Annotated in this window: 19 protein-coding genes; 13 read left to right on the top strand and 6 right to left on the bottom strand. The window is 64.3% G+C overall.

Annotated elements, in window-relative coordinates:
* Positions 1 to 20: 20 nt before the first annotated feature.
* Both PFY01_RS11510 and PFY01_RS11515 read right to left on the bottom strand, forming a co-directional pair.
* A complete protein-coding gene (locus PFY01_RS11510; RefSeq protein WP_271041369.1) occupies positions 21 to 1,307 on the bottom strand; it encodes an MFS transporter in 1,287 nt (428 codons plus the stop codon).
* An 88-nt stretch (positions 1,308 to 1,395) separates the two neighbouring features.
* Positions 1,396 to 2,232 (bottom strand): 2-keto-4-pentenoate hydratase, encoded by an 837-nt coding sequence (locus tag PFY01_RS11515; protein ID WP_271041370.1) that lies wholly within the window; start codon positions 2,230 to 2,232, stop codon positions 1,396 to 1,398.
* A gap of 135 nt (positions 2,233 to 2,367) precedes the next feature.
* On the opposite strand from PFY01_RS11515, the gene PFY01_RS11520 reads away from it, so the two are divergent.
* Positions 2,368 to 3,417, top strand: coding sequence for a LacI family DNA-binding transcriptional regulator (locus tag PFY01_RS11520; RefSeq protein ID WP_199059310.1), 1,050 nt, complete (start codon positions 2,368 to 2,370; stop codon positions 3,415 to 3,417).
* Positions 3,418 to 3,453: 36 nt separating this feature from the next.
* Here the strand turns inward: PFY01_RS11520 and PFY01_RS11525 are convergent, their stop codons facing one another.
* Positions 3,454 to 4,116 carry an RpiB/LacA/LacB family sugar-phosphate isomerase gene (locus PFY01_RS11525; RefSeq protein WP_271041371.1) on the bottom strand — a complete coding sequence of 221 codons (663 nt, stop codon included), beginning with the start codon at positions 4,114 to 4,116 and terminating at the stop codon, positions 3,454 to 3,456.
* A gap of 172 nt (positions 4,117 to 4,288) precedes the next feature.
* On the opposite strand from PFY01_RS11525, the gene kduI reads away from it, so the two are divergent.
* The 4 genes from kduI to PFY01_RS11545 all read left to right on the top strand — a co-directional run bounded on the left by kduI (position 4,289) and on the right by PFY01_RS11545 (position 8,783).
* Positions 4,289 to 5,134 (top strand): 5-dehydro-4-deoxy-D-glucuronate isomerase, encoded by an 846-nt coding sequence (gene kduI / locus PFY01_RS11530; protein ID WP_271043056.1) that lies wholly within the window; start codon positions 4,289 to 4,291, stop codon positions 5,132 to 5,134.
* A 22-nt stretch (positions 5,135 to 5,156) separates the two neighbouring features.
* Positions 5,157 to 5,915: a 2-dehydro-3-deoxy-D-gluconate 5-dehydrogenase KduD gene (gene kduD / locus PFY01_RS11535; protein WP_271041372.1), complete on the top strand. Its 759-nt coding sequence runs from the start codon at positions 5,157 to 5,159 to the stop codon at positions 5,913 to 5,915.
* Between the two features lie 21 nt (positions 5,916 to 5,936).
* Entirely contained in the window at positions 5,937 to 6,980 is a 1,044-nt protein-coding gene (locus PFY01_RS11540) for a sugar kinase (protein ID WP_271041373.1), read from the top strand.
* 159 nt (positions 6,981 to 7,139) lie between these two features.
* Complete coding sequence (locus tag PFY01_RS11545; protein WP_271041374.1) at positions 7,140 to 8,783, top strand: pectate lyase; 1,644 nt, start codon at positions 7,140 to 7,142, stop codon at positions 8,781 to 8,783.
* Between the two features lie 60 nt (positions 8,784 to 8,843).
* Here PFY01_RS11545 and lldD read toward each other — a convergent pair whose 3' ends face one another.
* The 3 genes from lldD to PFY01_RS11560 are packed head-to-tail and all read right to left on the bottom strand — an operon-like array spanning position 8,844 to position 11,579.
* A complete protein-coding gene (gene lldD, locus PFY01_RS11550) occupies positions 8,844 to 9,977 on the bottom strand; it encodes an FMN-dependent L-lactate dehydrogenase LldD (protein ID WP_271041375.1) in 1,134 nt (377 codons plus the stop codon).
* Positions 9,978 to 9,986: 9 nt separating this feature from the next.
* Positions 9,987 to 10,748 (bottom strand): SDR family NAD(P)-dependent oxidoreductase, encoded by a 762-nt coding sequence (locus tag PFY01_RS11555; RefSeq protein ID WP_271041376.1) that lies wholly within the window; start codon positions 10,746 to 10,748, stop codon positions 9,987 to 9,989.
* Positions 10,749 to 10,772: 24 nt separating this feature from the next.
* Positions 10,773 to 11,579, bottom strand: coding sequence for an IclR family transcriptional regulator (locus PFY01_RS11560; protein WP_091747421.1), 807 nt, complete (start codon positions 11,577 to 11,579; stop codon positions 10,773 to 10,775).
* 140 nt (positions 11,580 to 11,719) lie between these two features.
* Here PFY01_RS11560 and rhmD point away from each other — a divergent pair, with 140 nt between their 5' ends.
* The 8 genes from rhmD to PFY01_RS11600 all read left to right on the top strand — a co-directional run bounded on the left by rhmD (position 11,720) and on the right by PFY01_RS11600 (position 23,496).
* Complete coding sequence (rhmD, locus tag PFY01_RS11565; protein ID WP_271041377.1) at positions 11,720 to 12,925, top strand: L-rhamnonate dehydratase; 1,206 nt, start codon at positions 11,720 to 11,722, stop codon at positions 12,923 to 12,925.
* 21 nt (positions 12,926 to 12,946) lie between these two features.
* Positions 12,947 to 13,795 (top strand): fumarylacetoacetate hydrolase family protein, encoded by an 849-nt coding sequence (locus tag PFY01_RS11570; protein ID WP_271041378.1) that lies wholly within the window; start codon positions 12,947 to 12,949, stop codon positions 13,793 to 13,795.
* A complete protein-coding gene (locus tag PFY01_RS11575) occupies positions 13,792 to 14,541 on the top strand; it encodes an SDR family NAD(P)-dependent oxidoreductase (protein WP_271041379.1) in 750 nt (249 codons plus the stop codon). Before PFY01_RS11570 ends, PFY01_RS11575 begins: the two co-directional genes overlap by 4 nt.
* A 9-nt stretch (positions 14,542 to 14,550) precedes the next feature.
* Positions 14,551 to 15,453, top strand: a complete 903-nt coding sequence (locus tag PFY01_RS11580) for an amidohydrolase family protein (RefSeq protein ID WP_271041380.1) — start codon at positions 14,551 to 14,553, stop codon at positions 15,451 to 15,453.
* A 66-nt stretch (positions 15,454 to 15,519) separates the two neighbouring features.
* Positions 15,520 to 16,776, top strand: coding sequence for an MFS transporter (locus PFY01_RS11585; protein ID WP_271041381.1), 1,257 nt, complete (start codon positions 15,520 to 15,522; stop codon positions 16,774 to 16,776).
* Entirely contained in the window at positions 16,776 to 19,055 is a 2,280-nt protein-coding gene (locus tag PFY01_RS11590; protein ID WP_271041382.1) for a hypothetical protein, read from the top strand. The genes PFY01_RS11585 and PFY01_RS11590 overlap by 1 nt, the downstream gene beginning before the upstream one ends.
* Positions 19,056 to 19,081: 26 nt before the next feature.
* Positions 19,082 to 20,533 carry an oligogalacturonate lyase family protein gene (locus PFY01_RS11595; RefSeq protein ID WP_271041383.1) on the top strand — a complete coding sequence of 484 codons (1,452 nt, stop codon included), beginning with the start codon at positions 19,082 to 19,084 and terminating at the stop codon, positions 20,531 to 20,533.
* Between the two features lie 206 nt (positions 20,534 to 20,739).
* Entirely contained in the window at positions 20,740 to 23,496 is a 2,757-nt protein-coding gene (locus PFY01_RS11600) for a TonB-dependent receptor (RefSeq protein WP_271041384.1), read from the top strand.
* The last annotated feature ends 5 nt before the right edge of the window (positions 23,497 to 23,501 follow it).

Raw genomic sequence — 23,501 nt, forward strand, 5'->3', positions numbered from 1 at the left:
CTGAGCCACTCAGTCGTTCGTCAGACCTTGGCCAGTTCGTATTTCGGCGTGATCAGGTGAATGACCAGAAGCGCGATCAGATAGGCCGAGGCCGCCACGATGAAGATGGGCGTATAGGTGCCGATCTTCTCCAGGACGTAGCCGGCGTATTTGGCCATGGCCATGCCGCCGATGGCGCCCAGCATGCCGCCGATGCCGACGACCGACCCCACCGCCGAGCGGGGGAAGACATCGCCCGGCAGCGCATAGAGATTGGCCGAAAAGCCCTGGTGCGCGGCCGTCGCCAGTCCGATGATGCCGACCGCGAGCCAAAGGTTTGACGCCTCGGCCGCGAAGGCCACCGGCACGGCGCACAGGGCGCAGATCAACATGGTGATCTTGCGGGCATTGTTGATGCTCATGCCCCTGTGCATGAAGCGCGACGACAGCCAGCCCCCGCCAACCGAGCCGATGTCGGACAGGAGATAGATGGCGACCAGCGGCGGGCCGAAGGTCTTCAGATCCAGCCCATAGGTCTTGCCCAGGAAGTCCGGCAGCCAGAACAGGAACATCCACCAGATCGGATCGATCAGGAACTTGCCCAGAGCATAGGCCCAGGTTTCCTTGACCGTCAGCAGTTTGGTCCATTTGACCTTTTCGACAACGTCGGCCGGGTCCTGCTCGATATAGGCCAGCTCAGCCGCGGACAGCTTCTTCTGCTCGCGCGGCTTGCGATAGACCAAGAGCCAGATCGGCAGCCAGATCAGGCCCAAGGCCCCGGTGATAACGAAGGCCATCTGCCAGCCGAAGGCCAGCACGAGGCCCGGAACGATCAGAGGGGTGACAATGGCGCCGATATTGGTGCCGGCGTTGAACAGGCCCGTCGCGAAGGCGCGTTCCTTCTTGGGAAACCACTCTGCGACCGCCTTGATCCCGCCAGGGAAACCGCCGGCCTCACCGACGCCAAGGACCATCCGCGCCATCATGAAGTGTGACAGATCTCGCGCCGCACCGTGCATGATATGGCCGATCTGCCAAATGCCGAAGGCGATCCCCAGCCCCCAGCGCGCGCCGATCCGGTCCATGATCCGGCCCCACAATAAGTAGGCCACGGCATAGGACGCCTGGAACCAGAAGACGATGTCGGCATAGTCCGTTTCGGACCAGCCGAACTCGGCTGACAGCGTCGGCTTGAGGAAGCCGATCATCTGACGATCGACGTAGTTGATGACCATGGCCGCGAACAGCAGCCACATGATGATCCAGCGATACTTGCCGGGGGATGGCGCCTTGATCTGGATCGGCGGCGCGACGGAGGCGTCTGACATGGTTATGAAAACCCGTTCCTGAATATTCCTCGACACGTCCCTGCTCTTTTCCGTCCCTGAACGGCGGCGGGGTAGGCGTCCGATGATGTTACTGGGCTTCGGCCCTAACGACCGAACAGTGAAGTTCTGTGATACCCTTGAAGATGCACACGGCCTCGTCGCCCGCGTGAACACGGTGGACGCCGGTGACCGCGCCGGTCGAAACCAGCGTGCCCGCCTTCAGCGGGCGGCCCCAGCGCGCGCAATGTTCCAGCAAAAACCGCACAGACTCCATCGCGCCGCCCGCGAGGGACTGCGACCCTCCGGTGCCGACGCTGGCGCCATTGATCACCGTTTCGACCTCGATGCCGTCCAGACGCTCGCGCCAGTTCTCGACCTCGGGACCGATCATCAGTCCGCCATTGTTGCCGAAATCGGAGGCGACCACGGCGGAGCCCAGGTCGTTGATCGTCGAAAGCGGACTACCGGCCAGCTCGACGCCGATGAAGACCTTGTCCACGGCGCCCATCGCGTCTTCGATGCTCCAGTCGGTCTTGGCGGGATCGGCGTCGGCGCCGATACGAGCAATGAACTCAGCTTCAACCGCTGCGAACCCGCCCTCGATTTCAGGCAAAGGAACGACCGTATCGCCGGGCGCCGGCCAGACGTTGCGCGCGAAAATGGCGCCGGCCAGACGGTGGATCCCCAGCTTCGGCTGCTGTTCCGACGGGACGCCGCCCACCTTCCAGCCCACGACTTCATCGGGAAACAGACCGATGGCGACGTCCTGAATGGCGTAGGATTCCGCCATGCTCTGGGGAATCACGCCCGGATACTCGGGCGTGTTGCGCGCCGCCAGACGCGCGGCGACGAACTGCTCTGCGATCGCCGCCGGATCGGCCGACAGCGCGTCGTTCTGGCTCGCAAGTGAGGGGGTCGAAGTCAAAGGTGTCGCCTCGTGAATAGGCTGCGATAAGAGCGACGAAGGAAACCGGTGTCAATGCGCTTTAACGGAGCCCCATGGCGTCGGCCGCGAGTCGCGGCTATGCCTTCAAGCTGCACATAGGGAAGGAGCCGAGCCTTGGCTCAAGACGATCCGCGATCCGGCAAGCCGGGCAAGCGGGCAACCATCAACGATGTCGCCCGTGAGGCGCAGGTCTCCAAGAAGACCGTCTCGCGGGTCATCAATCAGTCGCCGTTCGTCAAGGAAGACACGCGCGAAAAGGTCAACGCCGTCATCAAGGCTCTGGGGTTCACGCCTGATCCACAGGCGCGCGGCCTGGCCTTTCGACGCTCGTTCCTCGTCGGTCTGATCTACGACAACCCCAGCCCGACCTACGTCGTGAACATGCAGCAGGGCGTGCTGGATGCGCTAAAGGGGTCCGGCCTGGAACTGGTCGTTCATCCTTGTAATCGCAACTCCCCTACACTGCTGGAAGACATCAGGGGCTTCGTCGAGCGCCAACGTCTGTATGGCGTCATCATGCCGCCGTCGGTGTCCGAGGACGAACAGGTCATCGACCTGCTGCGTGATCTCGACTGCCCCTATGTTCGCATCGCCTCGGTGGCGTTGGATGAACCTCAGGCGATGGTGGTCACCAATGACTGGATCGGCGCGGCTGAGGCGGCGGCGCATCTGGCCGACCTGGGACACAAGCGAATCGGTCTCGTGCGCGGGCCGGACCTGTTCCGGTCGTCGGCCGTGCGGGGCAAGGGGTTCCTCGACGCTCTGGCCGAGCGCGGAATCCCGCTGGACCCGGCTTACGATTTCAAAGGCGCCTATACGTTCGAATCAGGTGTGGAGGCGGGCCACGCCCTCTTGGCGCTGGAAACGCCGCCGACCGCGATCTTTACCCTCAACGACGACATGGCCATCGGGGTTATGCAGGCGGCGCGAGATCGCGGCCTTGAGTTGCCGCGCGACCTGTCCGTCGTCGGCTTCGATGATCTGCCGATGGCGGCGCGGGTTTGGCCCAACCTGACTTCGGTGCGCCTGCCGATCCGCGACATGGGACGGATGGCGGCTGAAAAACTGCTGGCGCCGATGCGCGGCGTCGATCCAGCCAAGATGCAGCAGCCGGAAGTTCGACCGGCCCTGGTGGTGCGCAAGTCGGCAATCCCGGCAAGCTGAGTCGGGTCGGCGCGCGTGATCGCGCGCCGACCCGACTCAGGCCGTTTCGAGCGCAGGCTTGGCGGCGAGAACGCCCTTCAGATAGTCGCGAATGCCTTCGTCGGTGGCGTTGGCGAAGAAGTAGTCCTGGAATTTCTCGCCGGCGATGGCGGCCTTCAGCAAGTCCTGGTCCATCGTCTTCAGAACCGTCAGCATGTCGTGGCAGGTCACCGACTTCAGGTCGCTGAGCACGCCGCGATTCTTGCGCATGATCTCGGCGCGTTCCTTGGGATAGCCCAGGCCCCGCTCGCCCTCGAACAGCTTGCGATACACGTCCTGCAGATTCAGTTCAGCAGCCCAGCCGAAGCCCTTGGCATAGGGCATCGAGATGGCGTTGCCATCGTTGATCTGGCCGAACAGGAAGGCGTCGGTCGGGTCGATCACCAAACCGCAGAAGACGCCCGGCATGCTGTTGCAGGCCAGCATCGAGCCCATGCCGGTTCCGCAGCCGGTGACGACGAAATCGGCTGCGCCGGAGTTCAGCAGGATGCCGGTCAGCACGCCGTTCATGACGTAGGTCAGCGAGGCCTTGTCCTCGGCCGCATACATTCCATAGTGGAAGACTTCATGGCCCAGTGGTTCGGCGACGGCCGTTAGCGCCGCATGCACCGTTTCGCTTTTGGCGGCCTGGCTGTTTTCGATGATGAGAGCGATCTTCATGGGGAAATCCTCAAGACGGTGGCGAAGCGATGCCGACATATGTGGCCGGCATTGTTCTAATCGATTGCATCATTATATGACACCGGTTACCTAGTCTACAGAAGGACGGGCGCAAGATCCGTTTCGGTGGCTCGCGCTGCGAGTTCGCAGGGAGACCGGCATGTACGACCCCATGTACGACAAAGTCTATCAGGCCACCCATCCCGACATGATGGACGGGGCCTCGAACCAGCAGCTGCGCGATCGCTATCTGATCCAGGGCCTGTTCGTTCCGGGCAAAATCAGCCTGAACTACTCCCACCACGAGCGCATGATCATCGGCGGCGCGACCCCGGCTGAGACCGCCCTGAACCTGCCCACGCAGTCGGAGCCACCCTCCTTGGCCGGCGCGCCCTTCCTGCAGGCCCGTGAACTGGGCGTGGTCAATATCGGCGGCCCCGGTTCGATCACGGTGGATGGTGAAACTATCGAACTGGGCTTCCGTGACGGCCTGTATGTGCCGATGGGATCGAGCGAAGTCAGCTTCGCCTCGAACAACCCCGCCGAGCCGGCGAAATTCTATCTGGTCGCCACACCCGCCCACGCCCGCTACGACCTGACAAAGATATCGATCGACGAGGCCGTGCCGCTGGACATGGGCGCGCTGGAGACGTCGAACGAACGGACCATCTACCAGTATGTCGTGCCGGCGAAGGTGAAGTCCTGCCAGTTACTGCTGGGCGTGACGGTGCTGAAGCCCGGCTCGGTGTGGAACACCATGCCGCCTCACATTCATGACCGCCGCTCGGAAGCCTATCTGTATTTCGGTCTAGGCGGAGACGACCGAGTCTTTCACTTCATGGGCGAACCGGACAAGTCGCGCCACATCGTCATTGCCGAAGGGGAGGCCGTGATCTGCCCGCCGTGGTCGATCCATACCGGCGCAGGCACTTCGAACTACACCTTCATCTGGGGCATGGGCGGCGAGAACCTCGACTACACCGACATGTACAAACTCGACATCTGCCAGCTGAAGTAATCAGGACAAGAGGAAGAAAAGCATGAGCAATCCATTCGACCTGACCGGCAAGGTCGCGCTGGTGACCGGCGGCAATGTGGGCCTGGGCCAAGGCATCGCCCTGGCTTTGGCTGAGGCGGGCGCCGACATCGTCTCGGTCGCCCTGTCGGAGTCTGACGACACGGTCGCCAAGGTGCAGGCGATGGGCCGTCGCGCCCACGCCATCAGCGCCGACCTGACCTCGATCGAGCCGGTCGATCGCGTGGTACAGGAAGCTCTGGCCGCCATGGGCCGGATCGATATCCTGGTGAACAACGCCGGCCTGATCCGCCGCGCCGACGCCGTGGACTTCACCGAGGCCGACTGGGACCTGGTGATGAACATCAACCTGAAGACCGTCTTCTTCATGAGCCAGGCGGTGGCGCGCCTGTTCATCAAACAGGGCGACGGGGGCAAGATCATCAACATCGCCTCCATGCTGTCCTTCCAGGGCGGGATCCGCGTGCCGTCTTATACCGCGTCAAAGTCGGGCGTCGCCGGCCTGACCAAGCTGATGGCCAACGAATGGGCGCCGCACCGCATCACCGCCAACGCCATCGCCCCCGGCTATTTCGCCACCGCCAACACCCAGGCCCTGCGCGAGGACCCGGTCCGTTCGTCCGAGATCCTGGGCCGTATCCCGGCCGGGCGCTGGGGCGAGCCGTCGGACCTGGGCGGCGCGGCCGTCTTCCTGGCCAGCCGGGCCTCCGACTATGTCCAGGGCGCCATCCTGCCGGTCGACGGCGGCTGGCAGGCGCGCTGATCCGAGGCTAGCGTTGCGATCATGACCCAGGCTGCATCTTCCCGCCGCATCCTCTGCTTCGGCGAGATGCTGCTGCGGTTTTCGCCCAACGCCAACGAACTGCTGATGCAGTCGCCTGCCCTGACCGTGCGTCCCGCCGGCGCCGAGGCCAATGTCGCCGTGTCGCTGGCTCGCTTCGGCGCGCCGGTGACGATGGCCACGGTCCTGGCCGACAACGCACTGGGCCGCGGCGTGCGCGACGAAGTGCGCAAGCACGGGGTCGACGCCTCTCAGGTCGTCTTCAAACCCGGCCGCATGGGTCTGTATTTCCTGACGCCGGGCGCTGTGCGTCGTCCGTCGGAAGTCCTTTATGACCGCGCCGGATCGGCCTTCGTCGAACATGTCGATACGGCCTTCGACTGGGACCAACTTCTGGACGGCGTCGAATGGCTGCACGCCTCGGGCGTGACGCCGGCGACGGGACCCAACGGCTCGGCCGCCGCCGTCGCTATAATCGAGGCCGCCGCCCGCAAGGGCGTCAAAGTCAGCTATGACGGCAACTTCCGCGGCAAGTTGTGGGAACAATGGGATGGCGATCCCCCGGCCACGCTCGGCAAGATGCTGGCCGGCGCCACGGTCGCCTTCGCCGACGACCGCGATTTCGCCCTGGTTCTGAAGACGACGTTCGACAGCCCCGACCCGGCTGTGCGTCGTCGTGAGGCCGCCAAGGCCGCCTTCGCCACCTTCCCGCGCCTGCAACGCATCGGCTGCACCCTGCGCGTTCAGGATAGCGTCGCCGATCAGGCCTTGTCGGCGGTCATGCTGACGCGCAATGGGGTAGAAGTGATCGAAACCAGAGCCGAGGCCATTCACATGGCTGGCGTCGTGGACCGGGTCGGCGGCGGCGACGCCTTCGCCTCCGGCGTGCTGTTCGGCCTGTGGAGCGGCTGGTCGGATCAGGAGGCCCTCGACTTTGGCCTCGCCGCCGCCGGCTTGAAACACTCGGTCCCTGGCGACTTCAACCTGTTCTCCGCCGACGATGTGCGCGCCGCTATGGGCGACGGCGGGTTCGATATCCGCCGCTGAGACTGCTAACATTGAGATTGTGTGGAGGCCGCGTGGGGAAGTCCATGCGGCCTTTTTCAATGGCGCCATAGGGCTAGGAAACCGGTGTCAATCATGCTTCAGTGATGGTTCGAAACGGTCAGAAGAAACCGTGCGAGAGAGGTCACACCAGGAGTTTCCATGTCCGTCACGTCCATGAACCGCCGCGCCTTGCTGGCCGCCGGCGCCGCCGCCACCTTCGTCGCCGCTTCAGGGCCCGTCCTGGCCCAGGCGTCGCCAGAGCGCGCCGCCATTCTGGACACCATGAAGCGCGCCGCTCGGTTCATGAGCGAAGAGGCCGCCGTCGAGGGCGGATACGTTTGGCAATATCTGCCTGACTTTTCGCGCCGTTGGGGCGAGCTTGAGGCCAACCCGACCATGATCTGGGTCCAACCGCCGGGCACCGCGACCGTGGGCCATCTGTTCCTTGACGCCTATCATGCCACCGGTGACGAGTTTTACTATGAAGCGGCCAAGAAGGCTGCAGACGCCCTGATCAGGGGTCAGCACCCGCTGGGCGGTTGGAACTATGTGATCGACACCGCCGGCGAAGAGTCCCTGAAGCAGTGGTACGGTACGGTCGCCGCCAACGCGTGGCGATTGGAGGAATTCCATCACTACTACGGCAACGCGACATTCGACGACGCGGGAACAGCCGAGGCGTCGCAACTGTTGCTGCGGATCTACCTTGAGAAGAAGGATCGCAAATATCTGGCGCCGCTGAACAAGGCGATCAGCTTCGTGCTGGAGAGCCAGTACGAGAACGGCGGCTGGCCCCAGCGCTATCCGTTCGTCGAGAACGGCGGCCTGCACGGCCATGCGGACTATACGCCCTACATCACCTTCAACGACGACGTGGCCGGCGAGAACCTGGAGTTCCTGATTTACGCCTATCACGGCCTGGCGCGGAACGGTCGGGGCGATGCGAGGATTCTGGACGCCATCAATCGCGGCATGGACATCTTCGTAAAGACCCAGCAGCCGCAGCCGCAACCGGCCTGGGGCCTGCAACATTTCCCCGACACGCTGAAGCCGGCGGGCGCCCGGACGATCGAGCCGCAAGCCTTTGTCACCCACACGACCGGCACCAACATCAAGTCGATGATGGGCTTCTATCGCCTGACCGGGGACCGGAAATATCTGGCCCGCCTGCCCGAGGCGATGGACTGGCTGGATCAGGTCGCGGCCAAGCCGCCGCTGAACACGCCGGGCCGCACGCACCCGACCTTCATCCTGGAAGGCGCCAACACCCCGATCTACATCCACCGGCGCGGGTCCAACATCGCCAACGGCCAGTACTACGCCGACAACAACCCCACCAATCTGATCGTCCACTATGGCTCGTTCCGCAATGTGGACACCCCGGCCCTGCGCGCCGAATACGCGCGTCTGTCGGCCATGCCGGTCGATGACGCCACGCGCGGTTCGCCGCTGAAGGCTCGCCCCGGCTCGCTGAACCTGCCCAAGTACTTCACGCTTCAGGATGTGGACGTGTGGGACATGTCCAGCGACGCTCGTCGCCCGACCGCGCCTCACGCCGGTCGCGCGGCCGAAGTCATGGCCGGGCTGAATGCGCGCGGCTATTGGCCCACGCCGCTGACAACGACGTCGAACCCGTACAAGGGCCCTTCCCCCACCGCCATCACCGGCGGTGAATATCAGATGACCCGCGTCGGCGACCTGTGGGATACCTCGCCGTACAATACTGACTTCCCGGTCGAGGGCGTCTCCACCTCAGTCTTCATCCGCAACATGGGCGACCTGATCGAGTCGTTGGGGGCTTAGGACTTTCGAAGATGTGCTTTATCCCCGCTTTCGTGGCGGGGATAACGCACTGATCCTGTGTCAAATCGCCAGCATCTCTCGGGTGATGCCCGTTACCGATTTGGCGCCGGTCAGGGTCATGGCGACGCGTATTTCCTTTTCGAACAGATCCAGCAGGTTTTCGACCCCCGCTTGGCCCTTCGCCGCCAGGGCGTAGATGAAGGCCCGGCCCAGCAGGACAGCGTCGGCGCCCAGGGCGATGGCGCGGACCACGTCCAGACCGTTGCGGATGCCGGAATCCACCAGAATCTTCAGCTCGCCCTGCACCGCGTTGGCGATGGCGGGCAGAGCGCAGGCAGACGACAGCACTCCATCCAACTGACGCCCGCCGTGGTTCGACACCACGATGCCGTCTGCGCCGAAGCTGACGGCGTCGCGGGCGTCCTGCGGATCCAGGATGCCCTTGATGATCATCGGCCCGTCCCAGAAATCGCGGATCCATTGCAGATCCTTCCACGAAATCGACGGATCGAAGTTGTTCGCCAGCCAACCGATGTAGTCGGCCAGGCCCGTCGGCTTGCCCAGATAGGCCGAGACATTGCCGAGGTCGTGCGGCGTGCCGCGCACCCCGACGTCCCAGGCCCAGGCCGGATGGGTCATGGCCTGGACCATGCGGCGAATCTCAGCATTGGGCCCGCTCATGCCCGAATGGGCGTCACGGTAGCGAGCGCCCGGCGTCGGCATATCGACGGTGAAGACCAGGGTCTTCACCCCCTCCGCCTTGGCCCGTTCCAGCGCATTCCTCATGAAGCCGCGATCGCGCAGCACATAGAGCTGGAACCACATGGGCCGGTCGATGGCCGGCGCGACCTCCTCAATCGGGCAGACAGACACGGTCGACATCGTGAACGGCACGCCGCGCAAGGCCGCCGCCTTGGCCGCCTGGACCTCGCCCCTGCGCGCATACATGCCGGTCAGCCCTACGGGCCCCAGGATGATCGGCAGGCGCAGGGTCTCGTCGAACAGCTTCGTCTCAAGGCTGAGACTGGTCATGTCCTGTAGCACGCGCTGGCGAAGCGCGATGGCCTGCCAGTCCTCGACGTTGCGACGCAGGGTTTGTTCGGCATAGGCGCCGCCGTCGATGTAATGAAACAAGAAGGGCGGCAGCTTGCGCCGCGCCGCTTCCCGATAATCGCTCGGCGACGAAATGATCACGGCTTGGCCTTACTGAAAGTTGGCGAAAGCGCCGCCGTCCACCAGCAGCGCCGCACCGGACATATAACCCGCCATGTCCGAGGCCAAAAAGGCGACGACGGACGCGATGTCCTCGGGCCGGCCCAGACGCCCCAGCGGAATGCGGCCCTCCATATATTCGCGCTTCTTCGGATCGGCGAGGTCATCCTTGTTGATGTCGGTGGCGATGGTGCCCGGCAGGACCGAGTTGCACCGGATGCTGTGGCGGCCCAGGGCGACGGCGCAGGACTGCATCAGGCTGTGCACTCCTGCTTTGGTCGGGGTGTAATGGGTCTGCATCTCGCCGCCGACCAGGGCCGAGATCGAGCTGATGGCGACGATAGCGCCACCCTCCCCCTGTTTGACCATCTGATTGGCCGCCGCCTGCACCATGTAATAGGCGCCGTGAAGATTGACCTCCATCGTCCGGCGCAGGGTCTCGACCGGCATATCGAGGAAGGCGTGGAACGGACAGATGCCAGCGTTCGAGACGAATATATCAACCCGGCCCAGCGCCTGAACGGCGGCGGCGACGAAGGCTGCGGCGCTCTCGGGCTGGGCCACGTCGCCGTTGACGGCGATGGCCCGGCGGCCCAGCGCCTCGATCTCGGCGACCACCTCGGCGGCGGCCGTCTCGTCTCGGAAGGTATTCAAGGCGACATCCGCCCCCTGGCGTGCAGCTTCGATCGCCGTCGCCCGTCCGATACCCCGCGATGCGCCCGTGATCAGGACGACCTTGTTCTCTAGCAGCATGCGGGCTCCGGCGGTGGCACGGTTTCAGGATTTGGGCGACCAGCCCAGGTCGGCGCTGATCGCGTCGGCGGCCTCGGTCACGGTCTTGGTCAGTTCGGTCATCCGAGCGTCGGACATATATTGGGCAGCGGAAGACACGCTGAGCGCGGCGACGATCTGGCCGTTCACCGAACGGATCGGCGCGGCGACGCAACGGATCTGGTCTTCGTTCTCTTCCAGGTCGAAGGCATAGCCCTTCTGGGCATAGCCATGCATCCGCTCCAGCCAGACGGCGCGGGCCGACGAGTCGTAGGTGGCGCCCGGCTCGGCGTAGAAGTCGATCCAATCCGCCTCGGTCTTGTCCAGGATCAGCGCCTTGCCCAGGCCGGTCGAGGCGATCGGATGACGTTCGCCCAGGCGCGAGCCGATGTTGATCCGCCTGCGCCCCGCCACCTTGTCCAGATAAAGCGCATGACGGCCGTCCAGCACGCCCAGGTGGACCGTATCGTCGGTCTGGGCCGACAGCTGTTCCAACCAGGGCCGTGCGACGCGCGGCAAATGCATCTGTTGGCTGGCGGCATGGCCAAGCTCCAGCAGCTTGGGGCCGAGAGAATAGCCCTCGCGCGGGCGGAAGGACAGCAACCGCCGCTCGACCAGGGCCGAGGCCAGACGATGGGTCGTGCTGCGCGTCAGCTCCAGCTTTTCGGACAATTCGGCCAGCGGCAGTGAGCCGTCGATCAGGGCGTCGATAACGTCCAGACCCCGCAAAAGGGTCTGGCTGCCGGACGCCTTCGCGCCGACCTCTTCATCCCCATCGACCTGTGCGGTCTTGATTGACGGCGTTCGTCCCATTTCGTAATCCTCATTCTCAGAATGTAGCAAAACGCGCAAGTCTATCCGCTACACGGACCTGACTTTGACGCTGTGCACGGAGGAACGCCAGTGAAATCCCGCATTATGGGAGCGAATCGCCAATCACTGGTGATGAGGCGATGAGCCGCCTCCCCCGCATCAAGCACGTTCGCGCCTTCGTCGTGAAGAACGACGGCACGGGCGGCGGCGCCGACTACCACGATCAGGGCGATGGCCACTGGATCGACGACCACATCGCCACGCCCATGGCGAAATACCCTGAGTACCGCCAGAGCCGCCGCAGCTTCGGCATCAATGTGCTGGGCACCCTGGTCGTCGAGATCGAGGCCGAGAACGGCGTGGTCGGGTTTGCGGTCACGACCGGCGGCGAACCCGCCGCCTATATCGTCGAGAAACACCTCGCCCGCTTCCTGGAAGGCCGCGATCCGTCCGAGGTCGAAAAGATCTGGGACCAGATGTATTTCTCGACGCAGTATTATGGCCGCAAGGGTCTGGTGGTGAACGCCATCTCCGGCGTCGATCTGGCGCTGTGGGACCTGCTGGGCCGTCTGCGTCAGGAGCCGGTCTTCGCCATGCTGGGCGGGGCGGTGCGCGACGAACTGACCTTCTACGCCACCGGCGCGCGCCCGGACAAAGCCAAGGAACTGGGCTTCATCGGCGGCAAGATGCCCCTGCACCACGGCCCGGCCGAGGGCGAGGAAGGCCTGCACAAGAACATCGCTGAACTCGCAGCCATGCGGAACGCCTGCGGCGATGACTTCTGGCTGATGTTCGACTGCTGGATGGCGCTGGATCTGAACTACGCCACGCGTCTGGCCCACGAGGCCCACAAGCTGGGTCTGAAGTGGATCGAGGAGGCGCTCAGCCCCGATGACTACTGGGGCTATCAGGCGCTGAAGAAGAACGCCCCCAAGGGGATGTTGGTCACGACCGGCGAGCATGAGGCCACCCGCTGGGGCTTCCGCATGCTCTTGGAGATGGAATGCTGCGACATCATTCAGCCGGACGTGGGCTGGTGCGGCGGCGTGACCGAACTGATCAAGATTTCCGCCATGGCCGACGCCAAGGGCGTGCTGATGATCCCGCACGGCTCATCGGTCTATTCCTACCACTTCGTGGTGACCCGCCATAACAGCCCGTTCGCTGAGTTCCTGATGATGGCCCCCGGTGCCGACGAGGTCGTGCCCATGTTCCATCCGCAGCTGATCGGCGAACCCGTTCCCGTGGACGGCCGCCTGAAGGTGCCGGACACGCCCGGCTTCGGCGTCGAGCTGAACCGAGACATCGCCCTGCACCGCCCCTACGCGCGCCCCCAAATTCGCTAAGACGAAAGCCCTTCCCTCACCATGAAACTGCTGCGTTACGGCCCCAAGGGTCAGGAAAAGCCGGGCACGCTGGATGCCGAGGGGCGCATCCGCGACCTGTCGGGCCACATCGCCGACATCACACCGGACCAACTGTATGGCCCCGCACTTGAGGCGCTGAAGGCCATCGATCCGACCGCCCTGCCCTTGGTCGAGGGTCAGCCCCGCTATGGCGTGCCGATCCATGGCGTGCGCAAATTCCTGGCCATCGGCCTGAACTTCGCCGACCACGCAGCCGAATCCAATCTGCCGATCCCCGAAGAGCCGGTTCTGTTCACCAAGGCCATTACCTGTCTGAATGGGCCGAACGACGACGTGGTCATTCCGCGCGGCTCGGAGAAGACCGACTGGGAGGTCGAGCTGGGCATCGTCATCGGCAAGCCCGCCTCCTACGTCACCCAGGCCGAGGCGCTGGATCACGTTGCCGGCTATGTGCTGATCAACGATGTGTCCGAGCGCGCCTATCAGACCGAGCGCGGCGGCACTTGGGACAAGGGCAAGGGCTGCGACACCTTCGGCCCCGTCGGCCCCTGGCTGGTCACGACCGACGAGGTCGGCGACGTTCAGGATCTGGACATGTGGCTGGACGTGAACGGCAAGCGCATGCAGACCGGCAACACCCGGACGATGATCTTCGGCGTCGCCGAGATCGTGTCCTATCTGTCGGAGTTCATGACGCTGGAGCCGGGCGATCTGATCACCACCGGCACCCCGCCCGGCGTGGGTCTGGGCCAGAAGCCGCCGCTTTACCTGAAGGCGGGCGACACGGTGCGTCTGGGCATCCAGAAGCTGGGTGAACAGGGTCAGACCTTCGTGGAGTGGACCCGATGAGCGCCTACCAGGATCGGTTCGCGGGCCGCACCGCCGTCGTCACCGGCGGCGCCTCGGGACTGGGCAAGGCCTCGGCCGCCCGGATCGTCTCCGAGGGCGGCAAAGTCGTACTGTGGGATCTGAACGCCGGCGCGCTGAAGGCGGCGGCCGAAGAGGTCGGCGCGACCCACGTCGCGGCCCTGGACGTCTCTGACGCAGACGCCGTCGCTGCGGCGGCCGAGGAATCCAACAAGGCGCTGGACAAGATCGACATCCTGATCGCCTCGGCCGGCATCACCGGCGCCACCGTGCCGGTGCACGAGTTCCCGATCGACAGCTGGAAACGCGTCGTCGACATCAATCTGAACGGCGTCTTCTACTGCTGCCGCGCCATCGTGCCCTTCATGCTGACCAACGGCTATGGCCGCATCGTCAACGTGGCCTCGGTCGCGGGCAAGGAAGGCAACCCCAACGCCAGCGCCTATTCGGCGTCCAAGGCCGGCGTCATCGGCTTCACCAAGTCGCTGGGCAAGGAACTGGCTGGCAAGGGCGTCATCGCCAACAGCCTGACCCCGGCCACCTTCGAAAGCCCGATTTTGGCCCAGATGCCGCAAAGCCAGGTCGACTACATGCGCTCCAAAATCCCCATGGGTCGCCTGGGCGAGGTCGATGAGAGCGCCGCCATGGTCTGTTTCATGGCCTCGGAAGAATGCAGCTTCACCACCGCCTCGACGTTCGACACGTCGGGCGGACGCACCACCTACTAGGCGCGAAAGGTGGGTTCGGATCTTCGCATCGTCGACAGCCACGTCCACCTGTGGGACCTGTCGCGTGCGCGCTATGGCTGGCTTCAGGACGATCCCCTGCCGAACAATCCGGCGGGGGACATGAGCCCCATCGCCAACGCGAACTACCTGCTGGACGACTACCTCGACGACACGACCGGCTGGCGCGTGGACAAGATCGTCCACGTCGAGGCCGGCCAGCCGGTGGGCCAGCAGTTGGCCGAGACCGACTGGCTCCAGTCCCTGGCCGATAACCGTGGCTACCCGCACGCCATCGTCGCCGGCGCCGATATGCTGGATCCCGACCTCGACGCCCTGCTGGAGGCCCACGCGGCACGCCCGAACGTGCGCGGCGTGCGCCAGATCGTCTGCTGGTACGAGGATCCGCTGAAGACCTATACCGACCGCGACCTGTTGCGGGATCCTCAGTGGGTCGAGGGTTTCGCCAAGCTGGCGCGCCACGGTCTGTCGTTCGACCTTCAGCTCTATCCGTCGCAGATGGCGACCGCCGCCATCATCGCCTCGCGCCACCCCGACATCCCCATGATCGTCAATCACGCCGGCCTGCCGACGGATCGGGACGAGGCGGGGATGGAGCGCTGGCGCAACGGCCTGCGCCTGCTGGCCGCACAGCCCCAAGTCTCGATCAAGATCTCGGGCCTGGGCATCACCGACCGCGCGTGGACACCCGACAGCATCCGCCCCGTCGTTCTGGAATGCATCGACGCCTTTGGGACCGAGCGGGCCATGTTCGCCTCCGACTTCCCCGTCGAAAGCGTCCACGGGACCTTCGACGCCTTCTACTCCGCCTTCGAAGCGATCACGGCCGACTTCTCGGCCGATGAACGCGACCGCCTGTTCGCCGCCAACGCCGAGGCGATCTACCGTATCTGACCCATCCGCCGAAGCCGCATCAAGACGGCGAGGGCCGAGGAACACCAGGAGAGTATCCCCATCATCATGACCGACGCCGCCCACACCCCCGGGGGCTTGGCCAAGCCCGCCGGGTCGCTGAAGGGCCCGCTGGCCTTCGCCATCGCCTGCTTCCTGATCTGGGGCCTGGCCTACGGCCTGCTGGACGTGCTGAACAAGCATTTCCAGGAGACGCTGAGCATCAGCCAGGCTGACAGCGCCTGGCTGCAGATCGCCTATTTTGGAGCCTATCTGCTGCTGTCGATTCCGGCAGGCATGCTGCTGCATGCGCGGGGCTACAAGTTCGGCATCGTGTCGGGCCTGGCGGTCACCGCCGTCGGCGCCCTTTTGTTCATCCCGGCGGCGGGCGCCGGCGCCTTCCTGCCCTTCGTCGGCTCGATGTTCGTTCTTGCCGCCGGTCTGTGCATCCTCGAGACCAGCGCGGACACCTACGTCAACGTCCTAGGCGATCCGGCCAAGGCCTCACAGCGGCTGAACCTGGCCCAGTCGTTCAACGCCCTGGGCGTCTTCTTCGGCCCCCTGATCGGCGGCGCGGTCTTCTTTAGCCCCACTACGACCGAGGCTCTGGGCGGCGCGACCCGTTCGATCCAGATCGTGTACGGGCTGATCGCCGTCGGCGTGGTCCTGTTCGCCCTTGCCGTCTGGCGCGCCCGGCTGCCGGAGACCGGCCTGTCCGACCACGGCGGCGCGATGCAAGGCGACGCCCCTGCCCTGCCCCTGTCCAAACAGCCGCACTTCATCGCCGGCGTGATCACTCAAGCCCTCTACATCGGTGCCCAGGTCGGTATCGGCGCCTATTTCATCAACCTAGTGACGCACAACTGGGAGGGCCTGACCTCGCAGCAAGGCGCCTTCATGCTGTCGCTGGCGGCTATCGGCTATCTGGTCGGCCGCTTCTTCGCCACCGCCCTACTGCTGAAGATCAAGCCACGCGTGCTTCTGACGGCCTACGGCGTCATCAATGTCGTGCTGACGCTGATTGTCGCCGCCGGGATCGACAAGGTCTCGCCCATCGCCCTGCTAGCCGTCTTCTTCTTCATGTCCACCATGTTCGCGACCATCTTCGCCCTGGGCACTGCCGGCCTAGGCGCCGGCACCAAGAAGGCCTCGTCCCTCATGGTCATGGCCATTGGCGGCGGCGTTCTGCTGCCTTGGCCCATGGGCAAGATCGCCGATCTCTACGGTGCCAATGTCGCCTTCCTCCTGCCCGCCGCCTGCTTCGCCGTCGTCGCCTGGTACGGCTGGAAAGGTGCGGGGCTGGGGCTGAAGGCGGAGGCGAAGTGATGCGCCTTCGCACCGCCCTCCTCGCCTTCACGCTGTTGGCCGGTTCCACGGCCGCCTGCGCCCAAACGGTCGCGCCCACCGCCGCCTTGGCGCCGGCGTCTCCCATCGACCGCTACGCCTTGGTCACGCGCCATAACGTGACCCTGACCGCCATCGATCGCCATGCCCCGATCATGCTGGGCAACGGCGACCTGGGCTTCACCGCCGACATCACCGGGCTTCAAACCTTCCCGGAGCAGTATTCGGAATTGGCGCCTCTGCTGACCATGGCCCAATGGGCCTGGCACAGCTTTCCGAACCCGCACGGCTATACGGAACAGGACGGCCTGGTCGATGTGCCCGTGCCGGGCCGGGGCGAACAGCCCTACGCCTGGATGAAGTCGTGGTCCGTGGCCGAGACGCAACCCGCCTACACCTGGCTGCGGGCCAATCCGCACCGGTTCTCGCTTAGTCGCATCGGCCTGACCTTCGCCGACGGCGAAGCGCTGGACTTCACCAAGATCGCAGACACGCACCAGACGCTGGACTTGTGGTCCGGCGCCTTGACTAGCCGCTTCACCTACGATGGCCAGTCGGTCGAGATCGTGACCCGCGTCCACCCGACCTTAGACATGGTCATGATCGAGATCGCCTCGCCCCTCGTCTCATCTCAGGGCCTGGGCGTCCAGGTCCGCTATCCGGGCGTGAACCCCGCCATCAATCCCGACCCGACGACGTTCGAGCGTGATGGCCAAAGCCTGAATATCGTCGCCTCCGACACAGGCGACGTCCACATTCGCCGCACCCTGGACGACACCACCTATTATTCCGGCATCACCGCATCCGGTAAGATCGAACAAAGCGGCCCCGACGCCTTCCGCGTGGCCGCTGCTGGTCGCGACCGCCTGACCGTCATGGTCCGCTTCGATCAGCAGGAGCCCGTTGAGAAGACGCCTGCTTACTCCGCCAGCGTCCAGGCAACGACGGCACACTGGAACAGTTTCTGGACCCAGGGCGGCGCCGTTGATTTCACCGGCTCTACCGATCCGCGAGCGCCAGAGTTGGAACGTCGCGTCGTCCTCTCGCAATACCTGTCGGCCGTGAACGGCGCCGGCGAATTGCCGCCGCAGGAAGAAGGCCTGTTCTCCAACAGCTGGTACGGCAAGTTCCACCTGGAAATGCATCCCTGGCACGCCGGCTGGCAGGCGATGTGGGGTCACGCCGACATGCTGGAGCGCAGTCTGCCCTGGTACGTTGGCAATCTGGACAATGCGCGCGCCGAGGCCGCCCGTCACCACGTTAAGGGCGCTTGGTGGCCCAAGATGGTGGGGCCAGAGGGTCGCAATAGCCCCAGCTTGGTTTCGCCCTTCATCATGTGGCAGCAGCCGCATCCGATCCTTTTGGCCGAACTGGTCTGGCGGGCCGAGAAGGATCCGGCCGTGCTGGATCGATACGGCGAGGTGGTGGAAGCGACCGCCGACCTGTTGGCCTCCTGGCCCATCGAACACGACGGCCGGCTGAACCTGGGCACGCCGATGATCCCGGCCCAGGAGAACTACGATCCCTTGACCACGGTGAACCCGACCTTCGAAGTCGAGTATTTCCGGTGGGCGCTGGAAACCGCCCAAAAGTGGCGCGAACGCAAGGGTCAGGCCCGCCGCGCCGATTGGGATCAGGCCCTGGCCAAGATCGCGCCGCCGCCGATGAGGGACGGCCTGTATCTGCCTGTCGAGAGCGTGCCGGACTTTTGGGAGACGGCCATGTCCGACGCCTGTCGCCGACACGCAGCGGCGGCTCAGTGCAAGAACCGCGACCATCCCTCCTTCCTGATGGCCTATGGCTTCATTCCCGGCACGCGGATCGATCCAGCCGCCATGCGCCGCACGTTTGAAGCTGTGGAGCAGAACTGGGACGTGCGCCAGACCTGGGGCTGGGACTTCCCGATGATGGCGATGACGGCGGCTCGCCTTGGCGAACCGGAGAAGGCGGTGAACTGGCTGTTCGCCGACATGAAGAATAATCAGTGGGGCGTCACCGGCATGACGCCTCGCGTTCACCTGGATGAACACGCCGACGAACTGGTGCCCGTCTCGGCCGGTGCCGGCGGCGTGACGATGGCGGTCAATCCGGATGGTCCGGGCTATCGCCGCGCAGCCGAGACTTATTTCCCGTCCAACGGATCCCTGCTTATGGCCGTCGGTCTGATGGCGGCGGGTTGGGACGGGTCCAGCGGCCACGCGCCCGGCTTCCCAAAGGAAGGCTGGACCGTCCGTGTCGAAGGCCTGACCCCCGCGCCGTAACCAAGAAAACCGAGAGGACCGCCCCAATGACGACCTCGAGACGCACCGCCCTGAAAGCTCTGCTCAGCGCCCCCGCCGTCGGCGCCTTCACCACGACGACCGCTCAGGCGCGGACCACGCCGGCCGTCCCGCCAGCGCCGGGACAGACCCCCGTCTGGCCCGCGCCCAACACCGCCCCGCCCTCGACTCAAGAGACGCCGGTCGAGCGGCCGCGCTGGGACGGCCCGGTGCCGACCGAGTGGGTCGATCCGAAGACCGGCCATCGCATCCGCCGCGTCTCGCCCGATGGCGGGGGCGGAAAGCCTTATTTCTACAAGAACATGTTCTTGCCCAAGAAGGTCGGGGCGCCCGACCTGATGGTCATCTCGACGCCTCAGGGCATCTCAACCGTCGATCTGGCGACCTGGGCCGTCAAAGTCTTGGTTCCCGACCATGACGCCGACCTGATGTTCACGGGCCGCAAGGGGCGCAACGTCTATTATTCGGTGACCACACCTGGCGAAGTTCAGTTGATGGACCGCGCCAAGACCCTGTTCGTCATCGACGTTGACACCAAACAGCGTCGCGAGATCGGCCGCATTCCGAACGGCCAGATCAATTCGGTCAATGCCGATGAGACGCTGCTCTTGGGCTTCGTGGCCTATGACAGCCAACCGCTCCAGCCGACCGTGCCCGACCCGCGCAACCGCCGCTTCGACCAGGCCGAGTACGAAGCTGATGGGCCGGACGGAAAGCCGCTGAACTTCGCCCGCGCCAAGGGCGTGCGGATGCTTCAACGCTGGGCCGCGCGCTATCCGATGGAAATCTTCGTCATCGACCTGACCACGGGCGAGCGACGCGTGATCCACAAGACCAACGAATGGATCGGCCACACGCAGTTCTCCCCCACCGATCCCCAGCAGATCATCTTTTGCCATGAAGGGCCTTGGCACCGCGTGGATCGAATGTGGGCTATCCGCGCAGATGGCACGGGCCTGAGAAAGACCCATCAGCGGACGATGAACTTCGAGATCTTCGGCCACGAATGGTTCAGCCCGGACGGCAAACAGGTGCTCTATGACCTGCAAACCCCGCGCGGCCAGGTCTTCTGGGTCGCCTCGGTCGATCTGGAGACGGGCCGCCGGGTCTATCGCAAAGTCGAGCAGAATGACTGGTCGGTCCATTACAACGTCTCGCCGGACGGCAGCCTGTTCGCTGGCGACGGCGGCGACGGCGACATGGTCGCTCATGCGCCAGACGGTAAGTGGCTCGTCCTGTTGCGCCCCGAACCGATCGTCGATGAAGATCCGTCAAGCGACAAGGACGACCAGATCTTCGTCGAATATCTGCGCTCTGAGCGGCTCGTGGATCTGTCCAACCACGACTATCGGCTTGAGCCGAATCTGACTTTCACGCCGGACGCAAAATGGATCGTCTTCGTGTCGAACATGCACGGCGCAAACCACGTCTATGCTGTCGAAATCGATCGTGGCGCTTAGAAACATCGCCAGTTTCTCGAGCCCTTACGCCTGAGATATCGAGGATTTATCGACGTTCTCAGCGGATCTCGCGGTGCTGACATCACCTTGTTGCAAAATGCGGGAAGCTGTTGCAATAAGCGACACGTCGCCAATCCGAATATACGCGACAGCATACCACAAAATGACACCGGTGCCAGATGGACGCCGGGATGGGGAGAGAACGAATGCGACGGACCAACACCCGGACTCTGTGCGCGGTTGGCGTATCCCTGGCGGCCCTGATGGGTGCGTCGGCGGCTGTGGCTCAGGCCCTTCCTGCCTCAGAACCCGTCACGCTAGACGCCGCCCAAGACGCAACCGTGGTCGATGAAATCGTCGTCACCGGCTTTCGGTCCAGCCTGCAACAGGCGCTGAACATCAAGCGCCGCGAAGCCGGAGCGGTGGACGCCATCTTGGCCGAAGACATGGCCGACTTCCCCGATCAGAACCTGGCCGAAGCGATCCAGCGCCTGCCGGGCGTGACCATCGACCGCGTGAACGGCCAGGGCACCACCATCTCGGTGCGTGGTTTGGGTTCAGATTTCACCCGCACTCGCATCAACGGCCTGGAAGCCCAGGCCGCGTCTGGCGGCAACCGCAACCGCAGCTTCGACTTCTCAATGTTCGCGTCCGAACTGTTCAACAGCATCAAGGTTCGCAAGACGCAATCGGCCGAGATCGAAGAGGGCTCGCTGGGCGCCACAGTCGATCTGCAGACGGGTCGCCCCCTGGACTTCGGCGGCAGCGGCCTGAACTCCGCCCTGTCTGTCCAGGGCTCGTACAATGATCTGTCTGAGAAGACGGTACCGCGGCTTGCGGGTCTGCTCAGCTGGTCGAACGAGGACCGAACTTTCGGCGCCCTGGTGTCAATCGCCTATTCCGAGCGCTCGCCAATCTTGGGCAGCTTCAACACGACGCGTTGGCAAAAGGGCGACCCGTCAAACGTCAACGCCGCTGGCAACCCCTATGGGCGCGGCCAGAACTTCGGCGGCTGCATTCCCTGCACCACGACGGCGCAACGTGACGCCGTCCTGAACGCCTTCTATCCCCGCATACCGCGCTACACCTTGGGCAATACTCAGGAAGACCGCCTGGGCATGACGGGCGCGCTGCAATGGCGGCCGAGCGACCGCACCGAGGCGGTGCTGGACGTCCTGTGGTCGCGGTTCAACTCGGAACTGGAAAGCCCGAACATCGAAGCCTGGTCGTTCAGTCGCGCCAACGTCAACAGCGTCGTCGTGCGCGATTATGCGATCGACGCCGACAAGAACATCCTGTCCTACGGCGTCTTCGACAACATGCTGGTGCGCGCCGAGAACGGCTTCACCCGCAACGAAAGCAACTTCTACCAGGCCTCTCTGAACGTCCGCCATGATTTCAGCGACCGGCTGCATGGCAATCTGAAGGTCGGCGCCAACCGATCCGAAGCCCGCACGCCGCTCAATGTCGCCTATGCCTTCGAGGCCGCGGGCGTGAACGGCTACACCTTCGACTTCCGTGAGGACGATCGCCGGCCGCGCATCAACTACGGCTTTGACGTCACTTCGGGTCAACGCTTCACCCTGGTCAATGCGACGCGCAGCAACGCCGGCGGCAACTTTGACAACAAGGTCGGCGCCGGCTCATTGGCCTACGACTGGTCCGACTCCCTGACCTTCAAGATCGGCGGCGAGTATCGCACCTATGGGTTCGAGACCTTTGGCCTGACACGGACCAAAACGTCTCCGACCGGCGCCGATCGACTGACCGGGGTCGACAGCATCGGACGCGTCGTCAGCATCGGGGATGGAGTAAGCGCCGGCGCAGGCTCGGACCTCAGCTTCATCGTTCCCGACATTTCCAAGATTGCTGACTTCCTCAGCTTCTACGACGATCCCTTGGTGCCTAATCGCAGCGAGCGTGAAGTGGACGAAACGGATAAAGGCGTCTTCCTCCAAGCCGACTTCAACACGACTGTCGGAGGTATGGTCCTGCGCGGCAATGCCGGCATCCGCTACGCCCAGACCGAGGTCACGGCCAAAGGCTGGCAAACCATCGCAGTGGGGACGCCGCCGATCACGACCTATGACTACGTGACAACCGACAACGATTATGACGACGTCTTGCCGTCCTTCAACCTGGCGCTGGAGCCGCGTGACGACGTCGTGATTCGCCTGGGCGCCGCCAAGGTGATGTCCCGTCCGACCCTCGGCGATCTGACCCCGGGCGGCAGCGTCTCACCGACCACCCGCACAGTCTCCTACGGAAATCCGCTTCTCGACCCGTTCCGCGCCACCAACTACGATTTCTCGGTCGAGTGGTATTTCCAGAATGAGGGCCTTTTGGCCGCCGCCGTCTTCTACAAAGACATCGACAGCTTCATCACATCCGAAACAGTCGGCATCCCCTACAACCAGCTGGGCCTGCCCAACGAATTGCTTCAGGGCGCTGCCAGCCCGACTGACATCTTCCAGGTCACGCGCCGCCTGAACGGCGAAGGCGGCGCGCTGAAAGGGATCGAAATCCAGTATCAGCAACCCTTCACCTTCCTGCCCGGTCTTTGGTCCAACTTCGGCTTCACCGGGAATGTCACGTGGGTTGATTCCGAAGTCAGCTACGGCACGGCCGGCAAAAACCGCCTGACGGGCCAGTCGAAGAACACCGCCAACGCGACCCTGTATTATGAGGATGGCCCGTTCCAGGCCCGCGTCTCGATCGCACACCGCAGCCAGTATCTGCTGTCCTTCCCCGGCGCGAACGGCAACTCCGAAGAAGGCGTCAACGACACCACCAATGTCGATGCCTCCATGTCCTACGAGTTCACGCCGAACCTGACCTTCTCGCTCGAAGGCATCAATCTGACGGACGCCTACACCGACCGTTACGTCGACGTGACCAACCGCGTGTCCGACTACCGTCATACCGGCCGAGAGATCGCCGTGGGATTGCGCTGGAAGTATTGAGCTTC

This window comes from Brevundimonas vesicularis, assembly GCF_027886425.1.
In the GTDB taxonomy this organism is placed as follows: domain Bacteria; phylum Pseudomonadota; class Alphaproteobacteria; order Caulobacterales; family Caulobacteraceae; genus Brevundimonas; species Brevundimonas vesicularis_C.